Source organism: Zoogloea sp., from assembly GCF_028689785.1.
Lineage (GTDB): Bacteria > Pseudomonadota > Gammaproteobacteria > Burkholderiales > Rhodocyclaceae > Zoogloea.
The window spans coordinates 53831-73058 of record NZ_JAQVCN010000007.1 but is presented as its reverse complement, the minus strand read 5'-3'; the positions used below and the strand labels follow the sequence as shown (position 1 = coordinate 73058).

Sequence of the window (19228 nt, the reverse complement as noted above, 5' to 3'; positions counted from 1 at the left end):
TCCCGGTGATGGATCAGGCGAGCTTGCGGGCCGGCAGGGCGCGCGGACGGGTCAGCACTTCGGGGCGCAACACCTCGGCCAGGGCCTCGGCGGTCATCAGTCCGCGCTCCAGCACGATCTCGGCGACACCGCGACCGCTGGCATGGGCCTCGGCGGCCACGTCGGTGGCATGGGCGTAGCCGATGTAGGGGTTCAGTGCGGTGACGATGCCGATGGAGCGCTCCACGCTGGCGCGCAGGGCGTCCCGGTTGGCGGTGATGCCGTCCACGCAGCGGTCGGCCAGCACCACGCAGCCCTTGCTCAGGTGCAGCACGCTCTTGAACAGGCTGTGGGCAATGATGGGCTCGAAGGCGTTGAGCTGAAGCTGGCCGGCCTCGGCGGCGAAGGTGACGGTCATGTCGTTGCCGATGACCTCGAAGGCGATCTGGTTCACCACTTCCGGGATCACCGGGTTCACCTTGCCCGGCATGATTGACGACCCTGCCTGGCGGGGCGGCAGATTGATCTCGCCAAAGCCGGCACGCGGGCCGGAGGAAAGCAGGCGCAGGTCGTTGCACACCTTGGAGAGCTTGGCCGCCACCCGCTTGAGCACCCCGGAGAGCTGGATGAAGGCGCCGCAATCCTGGGTGGCCTCGATCAGGTTGGGGGCGGTGACCACCGGGATGCCGGTGATCTCGGCCAGGCGGCGGCACACCAGGCCGGCGTAATCCGGGTGGGCGTTGATGCCGGTGCCGATGGCGGTGGCGCCGAGATTGATCTCGCGGATCAGCAGGGCCGCTTCCTTCAGGCGCTCCTCGTCCTCGCCAAGCATGGTGGCGTAGGTGGAGAACTCCTGGCCCAGGGTCATGGGCACCGCGTCCTGCAGCTGGGTGCGGCCCATCTTCAGCACGTCGGCAAATTCCTCGGCCTTGCGCTCGAAGGCGGCACGCAGGTAGGCCATGGCGTCCACCAGGCGGAAGATGCCCACATAGGTAGCCAGCTTCAACGCCGTGGGATACACGTCGTTGGTGGACTGGCTCATGTTGACGTGCTCGTTGGGGTGCAGGAAGGCGTACTCGCCACGCTGGTACCCCATGATTTCCAGGGCCCGGTTGGCGATGACCTCATTGGCATTCATATTGGTGGAGGTGCCGGCACCGCCCTGGATAACGTCCACCACGAACTGTTCGTGCAGGCGGCCGGCCACTACTTCGTCACAGGCGGCGACGATGGCTTCCATGTGCTCCCGCTCAAGCAGGCCCAGCTCGCAGTTGGCCTGGGCGGCGGCACGCTTGATCTGGGCCAGGGCGCGGACCAGGTCCGGATAGACGGCGATGGTGATGCCGGTGATGGGGAAGTTCTCGAGGGCGCGCAGGGTGTGCACGCCGTAGTACGCGGCGGTCGGAACTTCCTTGTCACCGAGAAGATCGTGCTCAAGGCGGGTGGTGGCGGTGTTCATATATGTCTCCTTGGGTGGGGCCGGGAGCCGGCATGCAGCCGGCCGGACCCTTCTTTCATTGCAGAACGCATGCCAGGCCGACGTTCGTCCGCCACTACTCATAAGACATTGATTCAAAACGATTTCAATTTTTCCACCAAGAAGGCTTGTTCGGTTATCCGGATAAAGCCCACCGCCCGCGTCTGGAAAACCGAACCCCCCGGTAGCGTCGTGGCGCCCCGACGCGGACCTGTTCGCCATCCCTTCCTTCCCCGGGCCACACAAGCTGGCTGCGGTGGCTGGCGCCATCCCGGGTGTGCCGGCCGGAATGCTGCCGATTCCCCGCCAAGGGGAGTGGCTCCCAGCGCCCTCCGCGCCTGCCCCGAAAAAGACGATTCAATATGAATATAATGAGATTAAGATAATGAACATTGCATTAAACCCATGTGGTCATGCCAAGCCCACCAGACACCGTCCGCCGGAAGCCCCCTGCCGATAGCCCTGCCACCCCCAGGCTGGGGGGAAACAGCCATGAGAGACGCGTCATCGCCCTGCTGGAAGCCCTGTTCACGCACCTGCCCGCCCCGGGGACAGACCGCGGCCCCGCGGCCGACCTGATCCTCGACACCTATCTTGACGCTGCCTCGCCACGCAAGGCCGAGCATTTTCTGGCGGCCCTGCGGGAGACCCCCTCACCCGATCTGCGCGCCCTCGGCTGGCAGCGCCTATGCGCCTTCGATGCCGCCCGGGGGCGCTTCCCCTCCGCCTGGGCTGCCTTCGACGAAGCCGCCCGCCTTAACCCCGCCGCGCCAGCCCTGGCCTGTCTCGAGGTCACCACACTCATGGCCGAAGGGCGCCGGGACGAAGCTCGCCACAAGGCCGGCCTATGGGCCATGCGCCTGGCCAGCAATCCCGCCCGTGATTTCTCCGACCTCATCGCCCACCTTCATGACATGGCTAGCCACGACCCCGCCGTACTCACCGATGACGGCCCCGACCAGCAGCGCCTGATCGATCGCATCCTGCAACGGATCGACGCCTGGCCCGCCCCTGTCTGCCATTACCGCTTGCGCGAGGCGGCAGCGCTGAGCCCCGATCCGGGCCTGAGCAGACTGGAGGCACGCTGGGCCGCCGTCTCCCCCTTCAACGACGCCGCCACAGCTGGCGCCTGGGTGGACGTGCTGCTCGGCGAGCGCCTGAGCGGTCAGTCCTTTCTGGTCCTCAACGACATGGCCGAGATGATGCAGCAGGCCCCCGTCGGCAACCCGGCCTCCGCCCGGGCCGTGACTCGAACCCTTCTGCTGCGCGGCGAGGCCCTGCGCAGGGTGGTGCTGGACACCCTGCACGCCACCGACAGGCACCTGCCCTGGCGCCACCCGGGCAACCAGCCCCTGCTGCGCCTGGCCGCTGACCATGCCCGACACTTTGCAGCCCCCGGCGACGACACCGCCCTCGCCGCCCTGCGTTGGTCAGTGCAGGTCGCCAACCCTGACGACGAAGCCGGTCTGCGCGACCTGCTGGTGCACAACCTGGCAAGCTGCGGCCACGCCGCCGAGGCCCTGGTGGTGGCCGCACACGCAAAGCCCGATGACAGTTTCAGCCGCCATGGCAGGGTCCTGGCCCTGTTTTCCCTGGGGCGGCTCGATGAGGCACAGCAAGCCCTGCGTGAGTGCCAGGCCAACAGCCCCCGGATCTGGGCAACCCTCAGCGCAGCGGCGCCACGCAAGCCGAAAATGCGCCCCGGGGTGTACACCGTTGGTGGCCGCGACGAGGCCTGGATCTACCGCCAGGCCTATCTCGGTTACTGGACGCACACAGGCGCCCTGGCCTGGGCAGCGGAGAGCTAGCGCCGCGGGGGCCGGCGTTTGGCGGGGAATGCTAGCATTACGGCATCGCCCACTTTGGACACCTCAGATGAACCTCGAGAAAGTCATTTTTGGCTTCTTCATCGTCTTTGCCGCCACCCTCAACTTCGGCTTCTTCATTGGTGAGATCGACAACCCGAGTCACCACGACATCTATGAGCTCTTTGCCGCCATCGTCGTCAATCTGATTGCCACCGTGCTCAAGTTTGGCGACCGTACCCAGATCGGCGCCATCCACCTGGCCACCAGCCTGGTGGCCGATCTGCAGTTGCTCGCCGCTGCCATGGTATGGGGCTACGCCGTGCACGTGGCCGGCACCGGCCTGAGCGCCGGCGTCATGGCGAGCATCGTCTCCCTATCTGGTGGCGCCCTCTTTGCCAACGTGATCTCGGTGATCATCCTGATCGCCGAAACCATCATGCAGCGGCGCTGATGCCGTGACCAGCAGCACCCCGACCAGCACGATCTTTCTTGTCCTGCGGCGGCTGCGCACGCCGCTGATCGTGCTCATCATCATCTTCGCCCTGTCGGTGCTAGGGCTCACCCTGGTACCCGGCCCCCCCGACGCCAACGGGGCGATCCAGCGCCTGAGCTTCTTCCATGCGGTATATTTCTTCAGCTACACCGCCACCACCATCGGCTTCGGTGAAATCCCCTACGCCTTCTCCGAGCAACAGCGCCTGTGGGTGACCCTGAGCATCTACCTGTCGGTGATCGGCTGGGCCTACACCCTGGGCACCGTGTTCGCGATGCTTCAGGACAAGAACTTCCTCAACGCCGTGGCCGTGCAGCGCTTTGCCCGCCAGGTGCGACGCCTGCGCGAACACTTCTTTCTGGTGTGCGGCTACGGCGAAACCGGGCGCCTGATCTGCAAGGCTCTGGACGAGCTCGGCTACCGGGCTGTGGTGATCGAAAAGGACGAAGCCAAGGTAGGCGACCTGGAGCTGCAAAGCTACTCCGCCGACATGCCTGCCCTGTGCGCCGACGCAGGCGAACCCGACACCCTGCTATTTGCCGGCCTCACCAGCAAGTATTGCCGGGGGGTCATCGCCTTGACCAACGACGACAGCACCAACCTGGCAGTCGCCATTGCCGCCCGCCTGCTCGCCCCGACCCTGCCAGCCCTGTGCCGCGCCGAACATGCAGACACCGTGGCCAACATGGCCTCCTTCGGCACAAAACACATCATCAACCCCTTTGAGAAGTTCGGCGAATACATGGCCCTCGCCCTGCACTCGCCGGCCGCCTACCACCTTCTGCTATGGCTCACCGGCCTGCCTGGCACCACGGTGACACGGCACCGCGACCCACCCGCCGGCAAGTGGGTGCTCTGTGGTTACGGCAACTTTGGCAAGGTCATGACCCAGGCCCTCGAAAACGCGGCCCTGCCGGTCACCATCATCGACCGAGCCCCGCCCATCGACCCCAGCCACACCTGGATCAAGGGTGACGGCACTGGCGCAGACGCCCTGCGTGCGGCCGGCATCACTGACGCGGTGGGCATCGTGGCCGCCACCGCCAACGACGTGAACAACCTGTCCTCCGTGGTCACCGCCCGGGAACTCAACCCGCGGCTGTTCACCGTGCTCCGCCAGAACCACGTCTCCAACCGTGCGCTGTTCGCAGCATTCGAATCAGACTTCGTCATGGTGCCCAGCGAGATCGTCGCCCACGAATGTCTCGCCATCCTCACCACCCCGCTGCTTGCCCCTTTTCTCGATGCAGTCCGTCGAGCCGACGACGCGTGGTCGCAGCACCTGCTCGATGCGCTCACCCAGCGCTTCGGCTGGGACGTGCCTGCGGTCTGGAGCATCACCGTCAATATTGCCCAGGCGCCGTCGATCTATCGCCTGCTGATGCGTCACGAACCGCTCCATCTTGGCCAGTTGCTGCGCACCCCGGTTACGGATCGCCCCCCCCTCGCCTGCAGCACCTTGCTGCTGCTGCGTGAGGGTGATGAGCCCCGCCTGCTGCCCGACGCCGAGCAGGACATCCGGCTTGGAGATCAACTGCTGCTGGTCGGTCGCGAATCCGCCCGCAAGGATCTCGACCTGACCCTGTTCAATGGCCACACCCTGGACTTCGTGCTTACCGGCCGCGACGCGCCAAGCGGCCTGATCTGGGAAAAGCTGCGCTCCCATACCTGACTCGCCTCAGCTGCGCAGTCTTACAATGCGCGTCCCGCAAACCTGGCCGCCCCCCATGCTGTCCCGACTCCTTACTCCGCTGCTGTCGTCGCCACTCGTCCGGGGCGGCTTCGTGACGGCCCTCATCGGCGTGTTCATCCTCGCCATGATTCCGCTGTCAGCGGTGCCTACGGTGGTTTCTTACCAGGACAAGGTCGAACACGCCGTCGCTTTCGCCGGGCTGATGCTGATCGGTTGGGCCGGCTGGCCCCAGTGCACCAAGCCAGTGGCTGCCGGCCTCATGGCCTACGGCGTGCTGATCGAACTCTGCCAGCACACCCTCACCACCAATCGTGTCGGCGACCCCTGGGACGTCATTGCCGACACGGCCGGCATTTTCATCGGCGCGTGGCTGATCCGCGCCAGGGCCGCCCGTTTGGTTTGAGCGCTGCCCTGGCATCCGGAATCAGGCCACCACAAAGCGATTGCGCACCACGATCTCGTCGAGCGCCAAGGGGCCGCTGCGCGGGTGCGCCGGCTGGGCCGCCTTGCCGACGGCAACGAACATCGCAATGACGTGATCGGACGGCAGCTGGATCAAACGGGCTACCGCATCGAAGTCAAAGCCATCCATCGGGCAGCTGTCGTAGCCCATCTCCTGCGCCGCAAGCATCAAGGTCTGCGCAGCAATCCCGCAAGAGCGCATCGCCTCGTCACGCTGAACCGCGTCACGGCCGCGGTAGTAGCCGTCGAGCATCGGCAGGATGGCCTCCTGCACTGGCGCCGCAGCATCACGCCAATAGCGCTTCGGCGCCTTCTCCCAGGCCTTCAGGTCGGCGGTCAAGACAAACAGCAGGGACGCGTCAGTCACCTGCGCCTGCCCCCACGCGGCATCGCGCAGTTGCTGACGTAGCGCGGGGTCCTCGGCGAGGACAAAGCGCCAGTTCTGGATATTGAAAGCCGTCGGCGACAGCTTGACCAACTGCATCAGCGCCTCGATTTCATCCTCGCGGATACGGTGCGTCGGGTCAAAGGCCTTGACGGCACGGCGCTGGCGGATGGCTTCGGATACTTTCATCATGGTTCTCCTGAGGGTCAAAACATACAAACCGGTTGGTATGTAAAAGGGTAAAAAAATCAGCGCCGGGGGCGCAGGCTCTCCACGTAAGTACGCAGCTGCGCCATCGTCGCATGGAAGACCGCCGCCGACTGCAGGTTCTTCGACACGCTGACGGCGCCTTCCCAGGCCGCAACGATAAACAGCGCGCAGACCTCGCAATCGACGTCGGCGCGAATTTCCCCAGCAACCTGCGCCCGCAGCAGCAGCGCGGTCAGCTTGCGCAGCCAGCACTCCAGGATGGCCCCGAGGTGGGCACGAAAATCCTCGTCAAGGGCGCTCATCTCCTGCATCAGGTTGTTCAGCGGGCAGCCGAGATTGATCGCCGACGCATCCGCCGAACGGCCACGCTCCAACAGGTCGAGCAACGCCGATAGCGACGACGGGGGTCCGTCGTCCAGCGGACGCACCACCCAATCGTCGAGCAAGGGCGCGATGCGCTCGTCAATCACGGCCAACCCCAGCGCTTTCTTGCTCGGAAAGTGATGGTAGAAGGCCCCCTTGGTGAGTCCGGTTGCCGCCAGAATGTTGGCCACGCTGGCCGCACGAAAGCCTTCTCGGTGGATTTCGGCGAAGGCAGCATCAAGGATGCAGGCGCGGGTGATATCAGGCTGGCGACTCATGGTGGAGTCAATTACATACCGATCGGTCGGTATGTGTCAACAGTATCGATCGCACAAAAAGAAGGCTGCCCGCAGGCAGCCCTCCCAGACAGCATGAAAGCCGCTCACGCGGCAAAGACATGCTTGACGCGCAGGGTCTCGCCCCGCTCAACGAGGCCGATCAGGCGGTCGATGTTGGGATGCTTGCCCGGATTGAGGCGTGCGTCCTCGCTGTGCTCCGAGTAGATCTCGATGCCCTGGGCCGCGGCCGTCGGAGTGATGGCACCGTGGATCTGCGCCAGGTGGTTGTACACCGCCAGCGAGCCGGCCTGGCCGGGCTTGTTCTCGATGGTGGCCACCACCTCGTCGCCAGCCCCCAGCAGCTGGATCGACGCCAGATGCGAGACGCCCGGCAGGGCCTTGAGCTTGTCGGCAAAAGCCATGAATGAACCTCCTCAATCAGGTTGAAACTGAAACGCGAAGGGCGACCCATGTCGCCCTTCTGCCCATGCCGGCACCTGCGCGCCGGCGGGATGTCAGATGCGCTTGGCCAGCTCTGCCGCCTTGCCGATGTAGCTGCCCGGGGTCATCTCGAGCAGGCGGGCCTTTTCGGCTTCGGGGATCGCCAGGGTGCCGATGAACTGTTGCAGGGCCTCCTTGGTGATGCCCTTGCCACGGGTCAGCTCCTTGAGCTGCTCGTAGGGGTTGGGCACAGCGTAGCGGCGCATCACGGTCTGGATGGGCTCGGCGAGCACTTCCCAGCAGGCGTCCAGGTCGGCCGCCAGGCGGGCCGGATCGGCTTCCAGCTTGCCCAGACCACGCAGGCAGGAGTCGTAGGCCAGCACAGCGTAGCCGAAGGCCACGCCCATGTTGCGCAGCACGGTGGAGTCGGTGAGGTCACGCTGCATGCGGGACACCGGCAGCTTGTCGGCCAGGTGGCGCAGCACGCTGTTGGCGAGGCCCAGGTTGCCCTCGGCGTTCTCAAAGTCGATCGGGTTGACCTTGTGGGGCATGGTGGACGAGCCGATCTCCCCGGCCTTCAGCTTCTGCTTGAAGTAGCCCAGGGAGATGTACATCCAGATGTCGCGGCAGGTGTCCAGCACGATGGTATTGGCGCGGGCGGTGGCGTCGTAGAGCTCGGCCATCGCGTCATGGGGCTCGATCTGGATGGTGTAGGGGTTGAAGGTGAGGCCCAGGGACTCGATGAAGCGACCGTTGAAGGTTTCCCAGTCGAAGTCGGGGTAGGCCGACAGGTGGGCGTTGTAGTTGCCCACGGCGCCGTTGAACTTGGCCGTCAGCTCGACCCCGGCGATAGCCTTGCGGGTGCGGCGCAGGCGGTGCACCACGTTGGCCATTTCCTTGCCCAGGGTGGTGGGGCTGGCGGGCTGGCCGTGGGTGCGGGAGAGCATGGGCAGCTCGGCATGCTGGTGGGCCAGCTCGACGAGGCGGGCAATGATCTTGTCGAGGGAGGGCAGCAGCACGCCGTCGCGGCCATCACGCAGCATCAGCGCGTGGGAGACGTTGTTGATGTCTTCCGAAGTACAGCCGAAGTGAATGAACTCGGTGACGCGGGTGACTTCGGGGTTGTGGCCGAGGCGTTCCTTGAGCCAGTACTCCATGGCCTTCACGTCATGGTTGGTAGTGGCTTCAATGGCCTTCACGGCCTCGCCATCAGCCACCGAGAAGTTGGCGATCACGGCGTCCAGCTCGGCCACGGTGGCCTCCGAGAAGGGCGCAATTTCGGCCAGCTCGGGCGCGGCGGCGAGGGCCTTCAGCCACTCGATCTCGACCTTGACCCGGTTACGGATCAGGCCGAACTCGGAAAAATGCTCGCGCAGGGCGGAAACCTTGGATTCGTAACGGCCGTCGAGGGGCGACAGGGCGGTGATGGGCTGGAGATTCATGCGTAAAGGCCTTGAGGCGAAAAAGCAAAGTTCTCCATTTTACCGTCTTGGAGGGCCGTTCGCCGATGATAAAATCCAGGCTCCCCCAACAGCAGCACCCCCATCATGAGCAAAGGTCCGCAACAACTCGAACGCTTCATCTTCTGGAGCCGCTGGCTTCAGGCGCCCCTTTACCTCGGGCTGATCGTTGCCCAAGGCATCTACGTTTACCTATTCATGGCCGAACTGGGCCATCTGATCGGCTCGGTCTTCGAATCCGGCGGCCACATCAGTGAAACCGAGACCATGCTGGTGGTCCTCGGCCTCATCGACGTGGTGATGATCGCCAACCTGCTGATCATGGTGATCATCGGCGGCTACGAGACCTTCGTGTCGCGCCTGGAACTGGATGACCACCCGGACCAGCCCGAATGGCTGTCCCACGTGAACGCCGGCGTCCTCAAGATCAAGCTGTCCACCGCCATCATCGGCATCTCCTCGATCCACCTGCTGAAGACCTTCATCAATGCCGCCAACCTGGCCGAGCACACGATCATGTGGCAGGTGATCATCCATGTCGTGTTCCTGTTGTCCGCTCTCGCCATGGCGATGGTGGACAAGATCATGAACCAGACCGTTTTGCTGTCAAAACACTAAAGAGAGGGAGCTTCACCCATGACCGCCATCAAACAGGAAGACCTGATCCAGTCCGTCGCGGACGCCTTCCAGTACATCAGCTACTACCACCCGCTGGATTACATCAAGGCACTGGGTGAAGCCTACGAGCGCGAGGAGAACCCCGCCGCCAAGGACGCCATCGCCCAGATCCTGACCAACTCCCGCATGGCCGCCGAAGGCCACCGCCCGATCTGCCAGGACACCGGCATCGGGATGGTCTTCATCAAGGTCGGCATGCAGGTCACCTGGCCGGACGCCACCATGAGCGTGCAGCAGATGATCGACGAAGGCGTGCGCCGTGCCTACGCCAACCCGGACAACCCCCTGCGCGCCTCCGTGCTGGCCGACCCGGCCGGCGCCCGCAAGAACACCAAGGACAACACCCCCGCGGTGGTGCACTTCGAGCTCGTCCCGGGCCACCACGTGGAGGTGATCTGCGCGGCCAAGGGCGGCGGCTCCGAAGCCAAGTCCAAGTTCGCCATGCTCAACCCCTCCGACGACCTGGTGGACTGGGTCCTCAAGAAGATCCCCGAGATGGGCGCCGGCTGGTGTCCGCCGGGCATCATCGGCATCGGCATCGGCGGCACGCCGGAAAAAGCCATGCTGCTGGCCAAGGAGTCCATCATGGCGCCGGTGGACATCCATGAACTCAAGGCCAAGGCCGCCAGCGGTGCCACGCTGACCCGCCCGGAGGAGCTGCGCCTTGAGCTGATCGAAAAGATCAACGCCCTCGGCGTTGGCGCGCAAGGCCTCGGCGGCCTGACCACCGTGCTCGACGTGAAGGTGCTGGACTACCCCTGCCACGCCGCCAATCTGCCGGTGGCCCTGGTGCCCAACTGTGCGGCCACCCGCCACTGCCACTTCCACCTCGACGGCTCCGGCCCGGCCAAGATCGAGCCGCCGAAGCTGGAAGACTGGCCCGCCGTCACCTGGACGCCGGATCTCAAGTCGGCCACCCAGGTTGATCTGAACACCCTGACCAAGGAGCAGGTCGCCTCCTGGAAGCCGGGCCAGAAGCTCCTCCTCAACGGCAAGATGCTCACCGGCCGCGACGCCGCCCACAAGCGCATCGCCGACATGCTGGCCAAGGGCGAGAAGCTGCCGGTGGACTTCACCAACCGCGTGATCTACTACGTGGGCCCTGTGGACCCGGTGCGTGACGAAGTGGTCGGCCCCGCCGGCCCCACCACCGCCACCCGCATGGACAAGTTCACCCGCATGATGCTTGAGCAGACTGGTCTGATCTCCATGGTCGGCAAATCCGAGCGCGGCCCCACGGCCATCGAGGCCATCAAGGACAACCAGTCCGCCTACCTGATGGCCGTCGGCGGCGCCGCCTACCTGGTGGCCAAGGCCATCAAGTCGGCCAAGGTCGTCGGCTTTGCCGACCTGGGCATGGAAGCCATCTACGAGTTCGACGTGGAGAACATGCCCGTCACCGTGGCGGTGGACTCCTCCGGCACCAGCGTGCACAACACGGGCCCGAAGGAGTGGCAGGCCAAGATCGGCAAGATCCCGGTCGCCGTGGCCTGATCTCCGGCAAGCACAGCAAGGAACCCGGCCTCGTGCCGGGTTTTTTCATCATCCCTTGGCACTGTCTCCATCACCATGTTCCGCAAACTGCGTATCGGGATTCTGCTTTTCATTCTCGCCACCGTGGCGGTCGGCGCATGGCGCAGCGGCGCCCAGGCCACCGACTGGAAGAACTCCCTCCACGTCACCCTTTACCCCATCGCTGCCGACGACTCGCCGGTCACCCGCCAGGCCCTGGCCCGGGTGCGTGTTGACGACTTTGCGCCCATCGGGGAGTGGCTGCAGGACGAGGTGCACCGCCATGGCAGCCCACTGCTCCAACCCCTGGCCCTCAATCTCGCCCCGCCCCTCGACGCCCTACCGCCAGCCTTTCCCGCTGGCGGCAGCAGTCTGGAGATCGGCTGGTGGAGCCTGCAGCTGCGCTGGTGGGCCTGGCGCCACGACGCTGCACCAGGGCCGCGGCCGCAGATCCGACTGTTCGTGCTTTACCACGACCCGGCCCTCACCCCGCACCTGGACCACTCCCTCGGCCTGCGCAAGGGCATGATCGGAGTCATCAAGGTATTCGCCAGCCGCAACGAGCGTGAGCGCAACCTGGTGGTCATCGCCCACGAACTGCTCCATACCCTGGGGGCCAGCGACAAGTACGACCTGCGCACCAATCAGCCTCTCTACCCGGACGGCTATGCCGAACCAGACCGCCAGCCCCGTCACCCCCAGCGCTTCGCCGAGATCATGGCCGGGCGCATTCCCCTGGAAGAAGACCGGGCCGAGATTCCGGGCCATCTCGGCGAAGCCCTGATCGGGCCTGTCACCGCGTCCGAGATCGGGCTCGCTGCAGCACGCTGAACGCCAGCCGCCCCAATCAGAACTTCCCGGGCCGCAGAACCTCCACATCGACGACGAACACCACGACGCCGTAGTCGGCATAGAAGCGTGTCTGCAGCATCTCCACCAGGCGCTCCGCCACCCCCACGCCACACAGCACTTCGATACGGATGTTCGACGAGGCGCGCCAGGCTCCGTCGCGCACGCCCCGGGCACCCTGCCCGCGAGCCTCTGTGAGGGTGTAGCCGTGGGCCCCCTGGCGAGCCAACTCCGGCAGGAGCAGCGTCTCGAGCTCCGCCTCGCAGATGATGGTGACAAGTTTTCTGCAGGTCAGCGCGGGGCTCATACCAGGACTCCATGGAGGCGGAACGCCAGCCAGTAATACAGCGGAATACCGGCGATCAGGTTGAAAGGAAAGGTGACCCCCAGCGAAGCGCCGATGGACAGAGCCGGGTTGGCCTCCGGTACAGCGATGCGCATGGCGGCCGGCGCGGCGATGTAGGAGGCGCTCGCATACAGGGTGGCCAGCAGCACGGCATTACCCACCGAGAAGCCGAGCAGCCCGGCAGTGACGATCCCCAGCAGCCCCGCACAGACAGGCGCCCCTACCGCAAACGCCACCAGGAAAGGCCCTGCCCGACGCAGGTCGGCCAACCGCCCCGCCGCCACCAGCCCCATCTCCATCAGGAAGAAGGCCAACATGCCCTTGAACAGGTCGAAGAACACCCGGTCCAGGGGATGGATGCCATCAGGCCCGGCCAGCCAGCCGATGAGCAGCCCGCCTGCCAGCAGGACGATGCTCTTCCCGGCCAGTACCTCATGCAGCAGGGTGCGCCAGCCCACCTGGCCCTGACCACGGCGGGCCAGGAAAACCCCCACGAGCAAGGCCGGCAACTCCAGCAGGGCCAGGAACACGGTCATGTAGCCATCTGCCGCCACGGCACGGCTGGCCAGAAAGCTGCTGGCCACCGCAAAGGTCACCACACTGACCGAACCGTAGTGGGCCGCGATGGAGGCAGCATCGGCACGGGGAAAGCCCGCCAGCCCGCGCAGCACGGAGAAGCAGGCCAGGGGAATCAGCACCGCCACGCCCACCACCACCAGGGCCGGGCCGGCCAAATCGAGGACATCATGGCGGGCCAGCTCGACACCGCCCTTCAGGCCGATGGCGAGGAGCAGGAAGATGCTGAGGGCCTCATACACCACCCCCGGAATCTTCAGATCCGAACGTAGCACCCCGGCCAGCAGGCCCAGCATGAAGAACAGGACGACGGGCTCAAAGGACATGATGCAGCCTCTCCCTTTGCGCGACCGCCTGATGCCGGGACCGGACTGATCCCTCTTCCCGGCCCCGATGATCGGGGTGGGGGCTCACAACACGTTGATGCATGGTGCTTTCTCCTCAAGGCCCGTGGAAACGGGCCAAAGCCCGCGCCGATGGGCGACGGCTCGCAGGATGGACGCGTTGAGATATAAAATCCAATGAACAAAAATCTACTTTGCCATTAGAAAAAACTTATACATGTCCCGCAGACGCATCACCCTCCGCCAGCTCGAAACCTTCGCCGCCGTCGCTCGCCTGGGCAGCTTCAGCCGTGCGGCGGAGGCCCTGCATCTGACCCAGCCAGCCGTCTCCATCCAGATCCGCCAGCTCGCCGAGACCGTCGGCATGCCCCTCTTCGACCAGAGCGGGCGGGCCCTGCGCCTGACCGCGGCCGGGGACGAACTACTCGCCACCACGCGCCGCCTGGACGATATCTGGAACCGCTTCGAGTCGGCCATTGACGAGCTGCGGGGTCTCAAGCGCGGCAAGCTGCGGGTGGCCCTGGTGACCACCGCCAAGTACTTCCTGCCGCGCATGCTGGGGGCCTTCTGCAAGCGCTATCCCGACATCTCCATCGAGCTGGAGATCGCCAACCGCGACCGGGTGGTGGAGCGCCTGCGCAACAACGAAGACGACCTGTACGTGATGTCCTACCCGCCAGACGACCTGGACATCGTGGTGCACCCCTTCCTCGATAACGAAATGGTCGTCCTCGCCCCCCTTGGCCACTGGGCGGCCGAACGGCGGGTGAGTCTGGCCGAGCTGGGCAACGAGCCCTTCCTGCTGCGGGAGCCGGGCTCCGGCTCCCGCCGGGCCATCGACGACTTTGCCCGCCAGGCCGGCGTCAAGCTGCGCGTGCGCCTGGCCCTGGGCAGCAACGAGGCCCTGCTGGAGCTGGCCGGGACCGGCATGGGGCTGGCGGTAATCTCCCGCCATGCGCTGGGCGAACGCCTCGACGGCGAGGGGTTGGTGATCCTTGATGTAGAAGGTTTTCCCCTGCACCGCCCCTGGAACCTGGTGCATCTGCGCCAGAAGATCCTGCCGGTGCCGGCCCGCGCCTTTCTGGATGAGATGCTGACGTCGGCATCCGGTACCCTGCCCGGCCCCGGCACATTGCGGTAAGCACTGACATCCGCTTTCTCTCCCCTGCGCTATGCTCCGCGGGATCCGCCTTTCCGTTGAGCAAGCACACCACCGGAAACGAGCCCGCAGATAAGGAAAAGAAGAGGGAGACCCGCATGCCGCCCAACAGCTTTACCGCCGAAGCGGAACGCATCCGCCAACGGGTCATGGACACCCTGCTGGGCGCTTTCTCCGAGCTCTCCGAGGGGCTCCTGATCGTGGATCGCGAAGCCCGCATCGTGTGGATGAACGAACAGTACCCCCGTCACCTGCAGCTGCCCGACCCCGCCGCGGTGATCGGCAAGCCCGTGGAGGAGGTGATCCCCAACAGCCAGATGCGCAGCGTGGTGACCAGCGGCCGGCCGATCATGCTCGACATCATGGATTTCGGCAGCGACGCCTTCGTGGTGATGCGCCTGCCGGTCAGGGATGAATCCGGCGAGATCATCGGCGGCTTCGGCCTGGTGCTGTTCGACGACGCCCGCCAGCTCGCCCCCATCATGTCGCGCTTCCAGAGCCTGCGCCACGAGCTGGCCGACACCCGGCGCAAGCTGGACGAGGCGCGGCGGACCAAGTACAGCTTCGCCAACTTCGTCGGCACCAGCCCGGGCTGCCTCGCCGTGAAAGACCAGGCTCGCCGGGCCGCCCGCTCCACGGCCCCGGTCCTCATCCTGGGCGAAACAGGCACCGGCAAGGAGCTGCTGGCCCAGGCGATCCACGCCGCCGGCCCCCGGGCAAACAGCCCTTTCGTGGCGGTGAATATCGCCGCCATCCCCGAAACCCTGCTCGAATCCGAATTCTTCGGCGTGGCACCCGGGGCCTACACCGGCGCCGACCGCAAGGGGCGGAGCGGCAAGTTCGAGCTGGCCGAAGGGGGCACCCTCTTTCTCGACGAAATCGGCGACATGTCCCCAGCCCTGCAGGCCAAGCTGCTGCGCGCCCTGCAGGAGAAGGAGATCGAGCCGGTAGGCTCGAACCGCCTGATCAGCGTGGATGTACGCATCATCGCCGCCACCAGTCGACGGCTCCAGGAGGAAGTGGATGCCGGGCGCTTCCGCGCCGACCTCTTCTACCGCCTCAATGTGATGACTCTGCAGGTTCCCCCGCTACGGGAACGCCTGGACGATCTGCCGGTGATCGCCGAATCCCTGACCGACAGCGTGGCCCGCCGCCTCGGCGAACCGCCCCGCACCCTCGCCCCGGACGCCCTCACTTACCTGACTCGCCATGACTGGCCCGGCAACGTGCGCGAGTTGGCCAACGTGCTGGAGCGGGCACTGCTGATGTCGGACGCCGACAGCCTCGAACGACAGGATTTCGAGCAGATCCTTCCCGGGCTGGCGGACGGCCGGCCGACCCGGACCAGCGCCGCACCGAAGACCCTCGAGGAGGTCCACCAAACCGCCGAGCGGGAGGCCATCCTCGCCGCCATTGCCGCCGCCGCGGGCAACAAGGCCCAGGCCGCCCGCAACCTGGGCATCTCCCGCGCGTCTCTCTACGAAAAGCTCAGCGCCCTGGGCATCGCTGGCGGACAGTGAGCCCAGGTGTCTGTGAGCGCAGACACACCTGTCCGCAAAGGCAGGCAGAACCCCCGGGACGAAATAAAATTATTCTTATAAAACAATAAGAAACATTTTGGCACGAAAGCTGCCATGTCTTCTCCGCATTCAATCAACGGAGGAGATAAAAACCATGTCGTTCCTGATCGTCCTTGCCTCGCTATGCTTCTTGATGTTCATCGCATACCGGGGTTACAGCGTCATCCTGTTCGCCCCGGTAGCGGCCCTCGGCGCGGTGCTGCTCACCGACCCAACACTGGTCGCCCCGATGTTCACCGGCCTCTTCATGGACAAGATGGTCGGCTTCGTGAAGAACTACTTCCCGGTCTTCCTGCTCGGTGCCATCTTCGGCAAGGTCATCGAGCTGTCAGGCTTCTCGAAGTCCATCGTGTCCTCGGTGATCAAGCTGGTGGGCGCCGAGCGGGCCATGCTCTCCATCGTACTGGTGTGCGCCTTGCTCACCTACGGCGGTGTGTCCCTGTTCGTGGTGGTCTTTGCGGTGTATCCCTTCGCCGCCGAGATGTTCCGCCAGGGCGGCATTCCCAAGCGCCTCATCCCCGGCACCATCGCCCTGGGCGCCTTCTCCTTCACCATGGACTCCCTGCCGGGCACCCCGCAGATCCAGAACGTCATCCCCACCACCTTCTTCAAGACCAACATCTACGCCGCTCCGGTGCTGGGCGTGCTGGGCTCGATCTTCATCTTCCTGGCCGGCATGGCCTACCTGGAATGGCGTCGCCGTGCCGCCCGGGCCGCCGGCGAGGGCTATGGCACCGAGCTGGTGAATGAGCCCGAGCCCTTCGACGACAAGGAGAAGCTGGCCAACCCGGTGCTGGCCATCCTGCCCCTGGTACTGGTCGGCGTGACCAACAAGCTGTTCACCGACCTGATCCCCCAGATCTACGGCAAAAGCCATTCCTTCGTGCCGGCGGTGATCGGCAAGGCCACCCCGGTGGTCCAGGATGTCTCCAAGATCGCCGCCATCTGGGCGGTGGAAGGCGCGCTGCTGGTGGGCATCCTGACCGTCATGGTGTTTGCCTGGCGCACCGTCGCCACACGCTTCGCGGACGGCACCAAGGCCGCCGTCGGTGGGGCGCTGCTGGCCTCCATGAACACCGCCTCCGAGTACGGCTTCGGCGCCGTGATCGCCGCCCTGCCCGGCTTCCTGGTGGTGGCCGATGCCCTCAAGGTGATCCCCAATCCGCTGATCAATGAAGCCATCACCGTCACCACCCTGGCCGGCATCACCGGCTCGGCGTCGGGGGGCATGGGCATCGCCCTGGCAGCCATGTCGGAGACCTTCATCAATGCCGCCAACGCCGTTGGCATTCCCCTTGAAGTACTCCACCGGGTGGCGTCGATGGCTTCGGGCGGCATGGATACCCTCCCCCACAACGGCGCGGTGATCACCCTGCTGGCCGTCACCGGCCTGACCCACAAGGTGGCCTACAAGGACATCTTCGCCATCACCCTGATCAAGACCAGCGCGGTCTTCTTCGTGATCGCCACCTACTACGCCACCGGTCTGGTCTGACCCCATCGCCAACAGGAGCACACATGGACACCATGACTCCCACCCCCGCCGGGCAGGGCAAGATCGTCTCGGCCCGGACTGCCGTCTCGCACATCCGCAAGGGCAGCACTGTGGCCACCGGCGGCTTCGTCGGCATCGGCTTTCCCGAAAACATCGCCGTGGCCCTGGAGGCCCTGTATCTGGACAACCAGGCCCAGGACCTGCCGCCCGCAGACGGCCCCGCAGCCCTGACCCTGGTCTACGCTGCCGGCCAGGGCGACGGCAAGACCCGCGGCCTCAACCACCTGGGCCATGACGGCCTGGTCTCCCGGGTGATCGGCGGGCACTGGGGCCTGGTGCCCCGCCTGCAAGCCCTGGCCGTGGCCGACCGGGTCGAAGCCTGGAACCTCCCCCAGGGGGTCATTACCCACCTGTTCCGGGACATCGCCGCCGGCAAGCCCGGCACCCTGACCCGGGTCGGCCTCGGCACCTTTGTCGATCCACGTTTCGGGGGCGGCAAGCTCAACGCCCGCACCACCACCGATCTGGTCCGACTGATGGAGATCGACGGTGAGGAATACCTTTTCTACAAGGCCTTCCCCATCCATGTGGGCATCATCCGGGGCACAACCGCCGACCCGGACGGCAACATCACGATGGAGAAGGAGGCCCTGACCCTGGAGGCCCAGGCCATCGCCATGGCCGCCCACAACAGCGGCGGCATCGTCATCGCCCAAGTGGAGCGGATCGCCGAACGGGGAAGCCTGAACCCCCGCCAGGTGAAGATCCCCGGCATCTTCGTGAACTACGTTGTCCAAGCGGAAAGCCCGGAATACCACATGCAGACCTTCATCGAGACCTACAGCCCGGCCTTCTCCGGAGAGCTCAAGGTGCCCCTGTCGGCACTGGCCCCCATGGAAATGAGCGAACGCAAGATCATTGCCCGCCGGGCTGCCATGGAGTTGGCCCGCGGTGCAGTGGTCAACCTGGGGATCGGCATGCCCGAAGGCGTGGCCGCCGTGGCGGCGGAAGAGCGGGTGACAGATCTGATCACCATGACTGCCGAGCCCGGCGTGATTGGTGGCGTGCCCGCAGGGGGCCTCAATTTCGGTGCGGCGGTAAACCCCCAGGCCATCATCGACCAGCCCAGCCAGTTCGACTTTTACGACGGGGGCGGGCTGGACATAGCCTTCCTCGGACTGGCCCAGGCCGACCAGGAGGGCAATCTGAACGTGTCGCGCTTCGGCACCCGCCTGGCAGGGGCCGGCGGCTTCATCAACATCAGCCAGAACGCCAAGAAGGTGGTTTTCGTGGGCACCTTCACGGCGGGCAACCTGGAGGTGGTGGTGCGCGACGGTGGCCTCGCCATCCTCACGGATGGACAGGCCTCGAAGTTCGTCCATGAGGTGGAGCACCGGACCTTCAGCGGCCCCCAGGCTGTCCGGCGCGGCACGCAGGTGCTCTACATCACCGAGCGCTGCGTATTTCAGCTAAGTCCGGACGGGCTGGAACTGATCGAGGTGGCGCCGGGGATCGACATCGAAAAGGACATCGTTGGGCGAATGAGCTTCCGCCCCCGCATCCCCCGGCCTCCCAGGCTCATGGACCCGCGCATCTTCGCCGCAGGCCCCATGCATCTGCGCGACGACATCCTGGCGTGA

General features: G+C 65.4%; 18 protein-coding genes. 11 read left to right on the top strand and 7 right to left on the bottom strand.

The annotated features are described in order from the left end of the window. Positions 1-13: 13 nt before the first annotated feature. Positions 14-1438, bottom strand: a complete 1425-nt coding sequence (gene aspA / locus PHI64_RS05680; protein ID WP_299879933.1) for an aspartate ammonia-lyase — start codon at positions 1436-1438, stop codon at positions 14-16. Positions 1439-1869: 431 nt separating this feature from the next. Between aspA and PHI64_RS05675 the strand changes: the two genes are divergently transcribed. From PHI64_RS05675 to PHI64_RS05660, 4 genes are all read left to right on the top strand, one after another. Beyond that, positions 1870-3264, top strand: a complete 1395-nt coding sequence (locus tag PHI64_RS05675) for a hypothetical protein (RefSeq protein WP_299879930.1) — start codon at positions 1870-1872, stop codon at positions 3262-3264. Positions 3265-3331: 67 nt separating this feature from the next. Then, positions 3332-3715, top strand: a complete 384-nt coding sequence (locus PHI64_RS05670) for a DUF6394 family protein (RefSeq protein ID WP_299879927.1) — start codon at positions 3332-3334, stop codon at positions 3713-3715. 4 nt (positions 3716-3719) lie between these two features. After that, complete coding sequence (locus tag PHI64_RS05665) at positions 3720-5429, top strand: TrkA family potassium uptake protein (protein ID WP_299879924.1); 1710 nt, start codon at positions 3720-3722, stop codon at positions 5427-5429. A gap of 25 nt (positions 5430-5454) precedes the next feature. Then, positions 5455-5853, top strand: a complete 399-nt coding sequence (locus PHI64_RS05660; RefSeq protein ID WP_299879921.1) for a VanZ family protein — start codon at positions 5455-5457, stop codon at positions 5851-5853. A 21-nt stretch (positions 5854-5874) separates the two neighbouring features. Here the strand turns inward: PHI64_RS05660 and PHI64_RS05655 are convergent, their stop codons facing one another. The 4 genes from PHI64_RS05655 to purB form a co-directional block, all read right to left on the bottom strand. Next, a complete protein-coding gene (locus PHI64_RS05655; protein ID WP_299879918.1) occupies positions 5875-6489 on the bottom strand; it encodes a nitroreductase family protein in 615 nt (204 codons plus the stop codon). Between the two features lie 56 nt (positions 6490-6545). Continuing rightward, positions 6546-7148 carry a TetR/AcrR family transcriptional regulator gene (locus PHI64_RS05650; protein WP_299879915.1) on the bottom strand — a complete coding sequence of 201 codons (603 nt, stop codon included), beginning with the start codon at positions 7146-7148 and terminating at the stop codon, positions 6546-6548. 104 nt (positions 7149-7252) lie between these two features. Continuing rightward, the gene (locus tag PHI64_RS05645) at positions 7253-7570 is read right to left on the bottom strand and encodes a DUF2322 family protein (RefSeq protein WP_153159947.1); all 318 of its coding nucleotides are present in this window, start codon (positions 7568-7570) and stop codon (positions 7253-7255) included. A 93-nt stretch (positions 7571-7663) separates the two neighbouring features. Next, on the bottom strand, positions 7664-9031 hold the full coding sequence (gene purB, locus PHI64_RS05640) for an adenylosuccinate lyase (RefSeq protein WP_299879911.1): 1368 nt from the start codon (positions 9029-9031) through the stop codon (positions 7664-7666). A gap of 105 nt (positions 9032-9136) precedes the next feature. Here purB and PHI64_RS05635 point away from each other — a divergent pair, with 105 nt between their 5' ends. The 3 genes from PHI64_RS05635 to PHI64_RS05625 all read left to right on the top strand — a co-directional run bounded on the left by PHI64_RS05635 (position 9137) and on the right by PHI64_RS05625 (position 12070). Then, positions 9137-9667 carry a TIGR00645 family protein gene (locus PHI64_RS05635; protein ID WP_299879909.1) on the top strand — a complete coding sequence of 177 codons (531 nt, stop codon included), beginning with the start codon at positions 9137-9139 and terminating at the stop codon, positions 9665-9667. Between the two features lie 18 nt (positions 9668-9685). Beyond that, positions 9686-11221 (top strand): fumarate hydratase, encoded by a 1536-nt coding sequence (locus PHI64_RS05630; protein ID WP_299879906.1) that lies wholly within the window; start codon positions 9686-9688, stop codon positions 11219-11221. A gap of 75 nt (positions 11222-11296) precedes the next feature. Then, entirely contained in the window at positions 11297-12070 is a 774-nt protein-coding gene (locus PHI64_RS05625) for a hypothetical protein (protein ID WP_299879903.1), read from the top strand. 16 nt (positions 12071-12086) lie between these two features. Here PHI64_RS05625 and PHI64_RS05620 read toward each other — a convergent pair whose 3' ends face one another. Together PHI64_RS05620 and PHI64_RS05615 are read right to left on the bottom strand one after the other, a co-directional pair. Continuing rightward, positions 12087-12395, bottom strand: coding sequence for a transcriptional regulator (locus tag PHI64_RS05620; protein ID WP_299879900.1), 309 nt, complete (start codon positions 12393-12395; stop codon positions 12087-12089). Continuing rightward, positions 12392-13336 carry a sodium-dependent bicarbonate transport family permease gene (locus tag PHI64_RS05615; RefSeq protein ID WP_299879897.1) on the bottom strand — a complete coding sequence of 315 codons (945 nt, stop codon included), beginning with the start codon at positions 13334-13336 and terminating at the stop codon, positions 12392-12394. Before PHI64_RS05615 ends, PHI64_RS05620 begins: the two co-directional genes overlap by 4 nt. 235 nt (positions 13337-13571) lie before the next feature. On the opposite strand from PHI64_RS05615, the gene PHI64_RS05610 reads away from it, so the two are divergent. From PHI64_RS05610 to PHI64_RS05595, 4 genes are all read left to right on the top strand, one after another. Beyond that, the gene (locus PHI64_RS05610) at positions 13572-14495 is read left to right on the top strand and encodes a LysR family transcriptional regulator (protein ID WP_299879894.1); all 924 of its coding nucleotides are present in this window, start codon (positions 13572-13574) and stop codon (positions 14493-14495) included. 116 nt (positions 14496-14611) lie between these two features. Further along, positions 14612-16033: a sigma 54-interacting transcriptional regulator gene (locus PHI64_RS05605; RefSeq protein ID WP_299879891.1), complete on the top strand. Its 1422-nt coding sequence runs from the start codon at positions 14612-14614 to the stop codon at positions 16031-16033. Positions 16034-16187: 154 nt separating this feature from the next. Beyond that, on the top strand, positions 16188-17588 hold the full coding sequence (locus PHI64_RS05600; RefSeq protein ID WP_299879888.1) for a GntP family permease: 1401 nt from the start codon (positions 16188-16190) through the stop codon (positions 17586-17588). 23 nt (positions 17589-17611) lie between these two features. Then, entirely contained in the window at positions 17612-19228 is a 1617-nt protein-coding gene (locus PHI64_RS05595) for a malonate decarboxylase subunit alpha (protein WP_299879885.1), read from the top strand.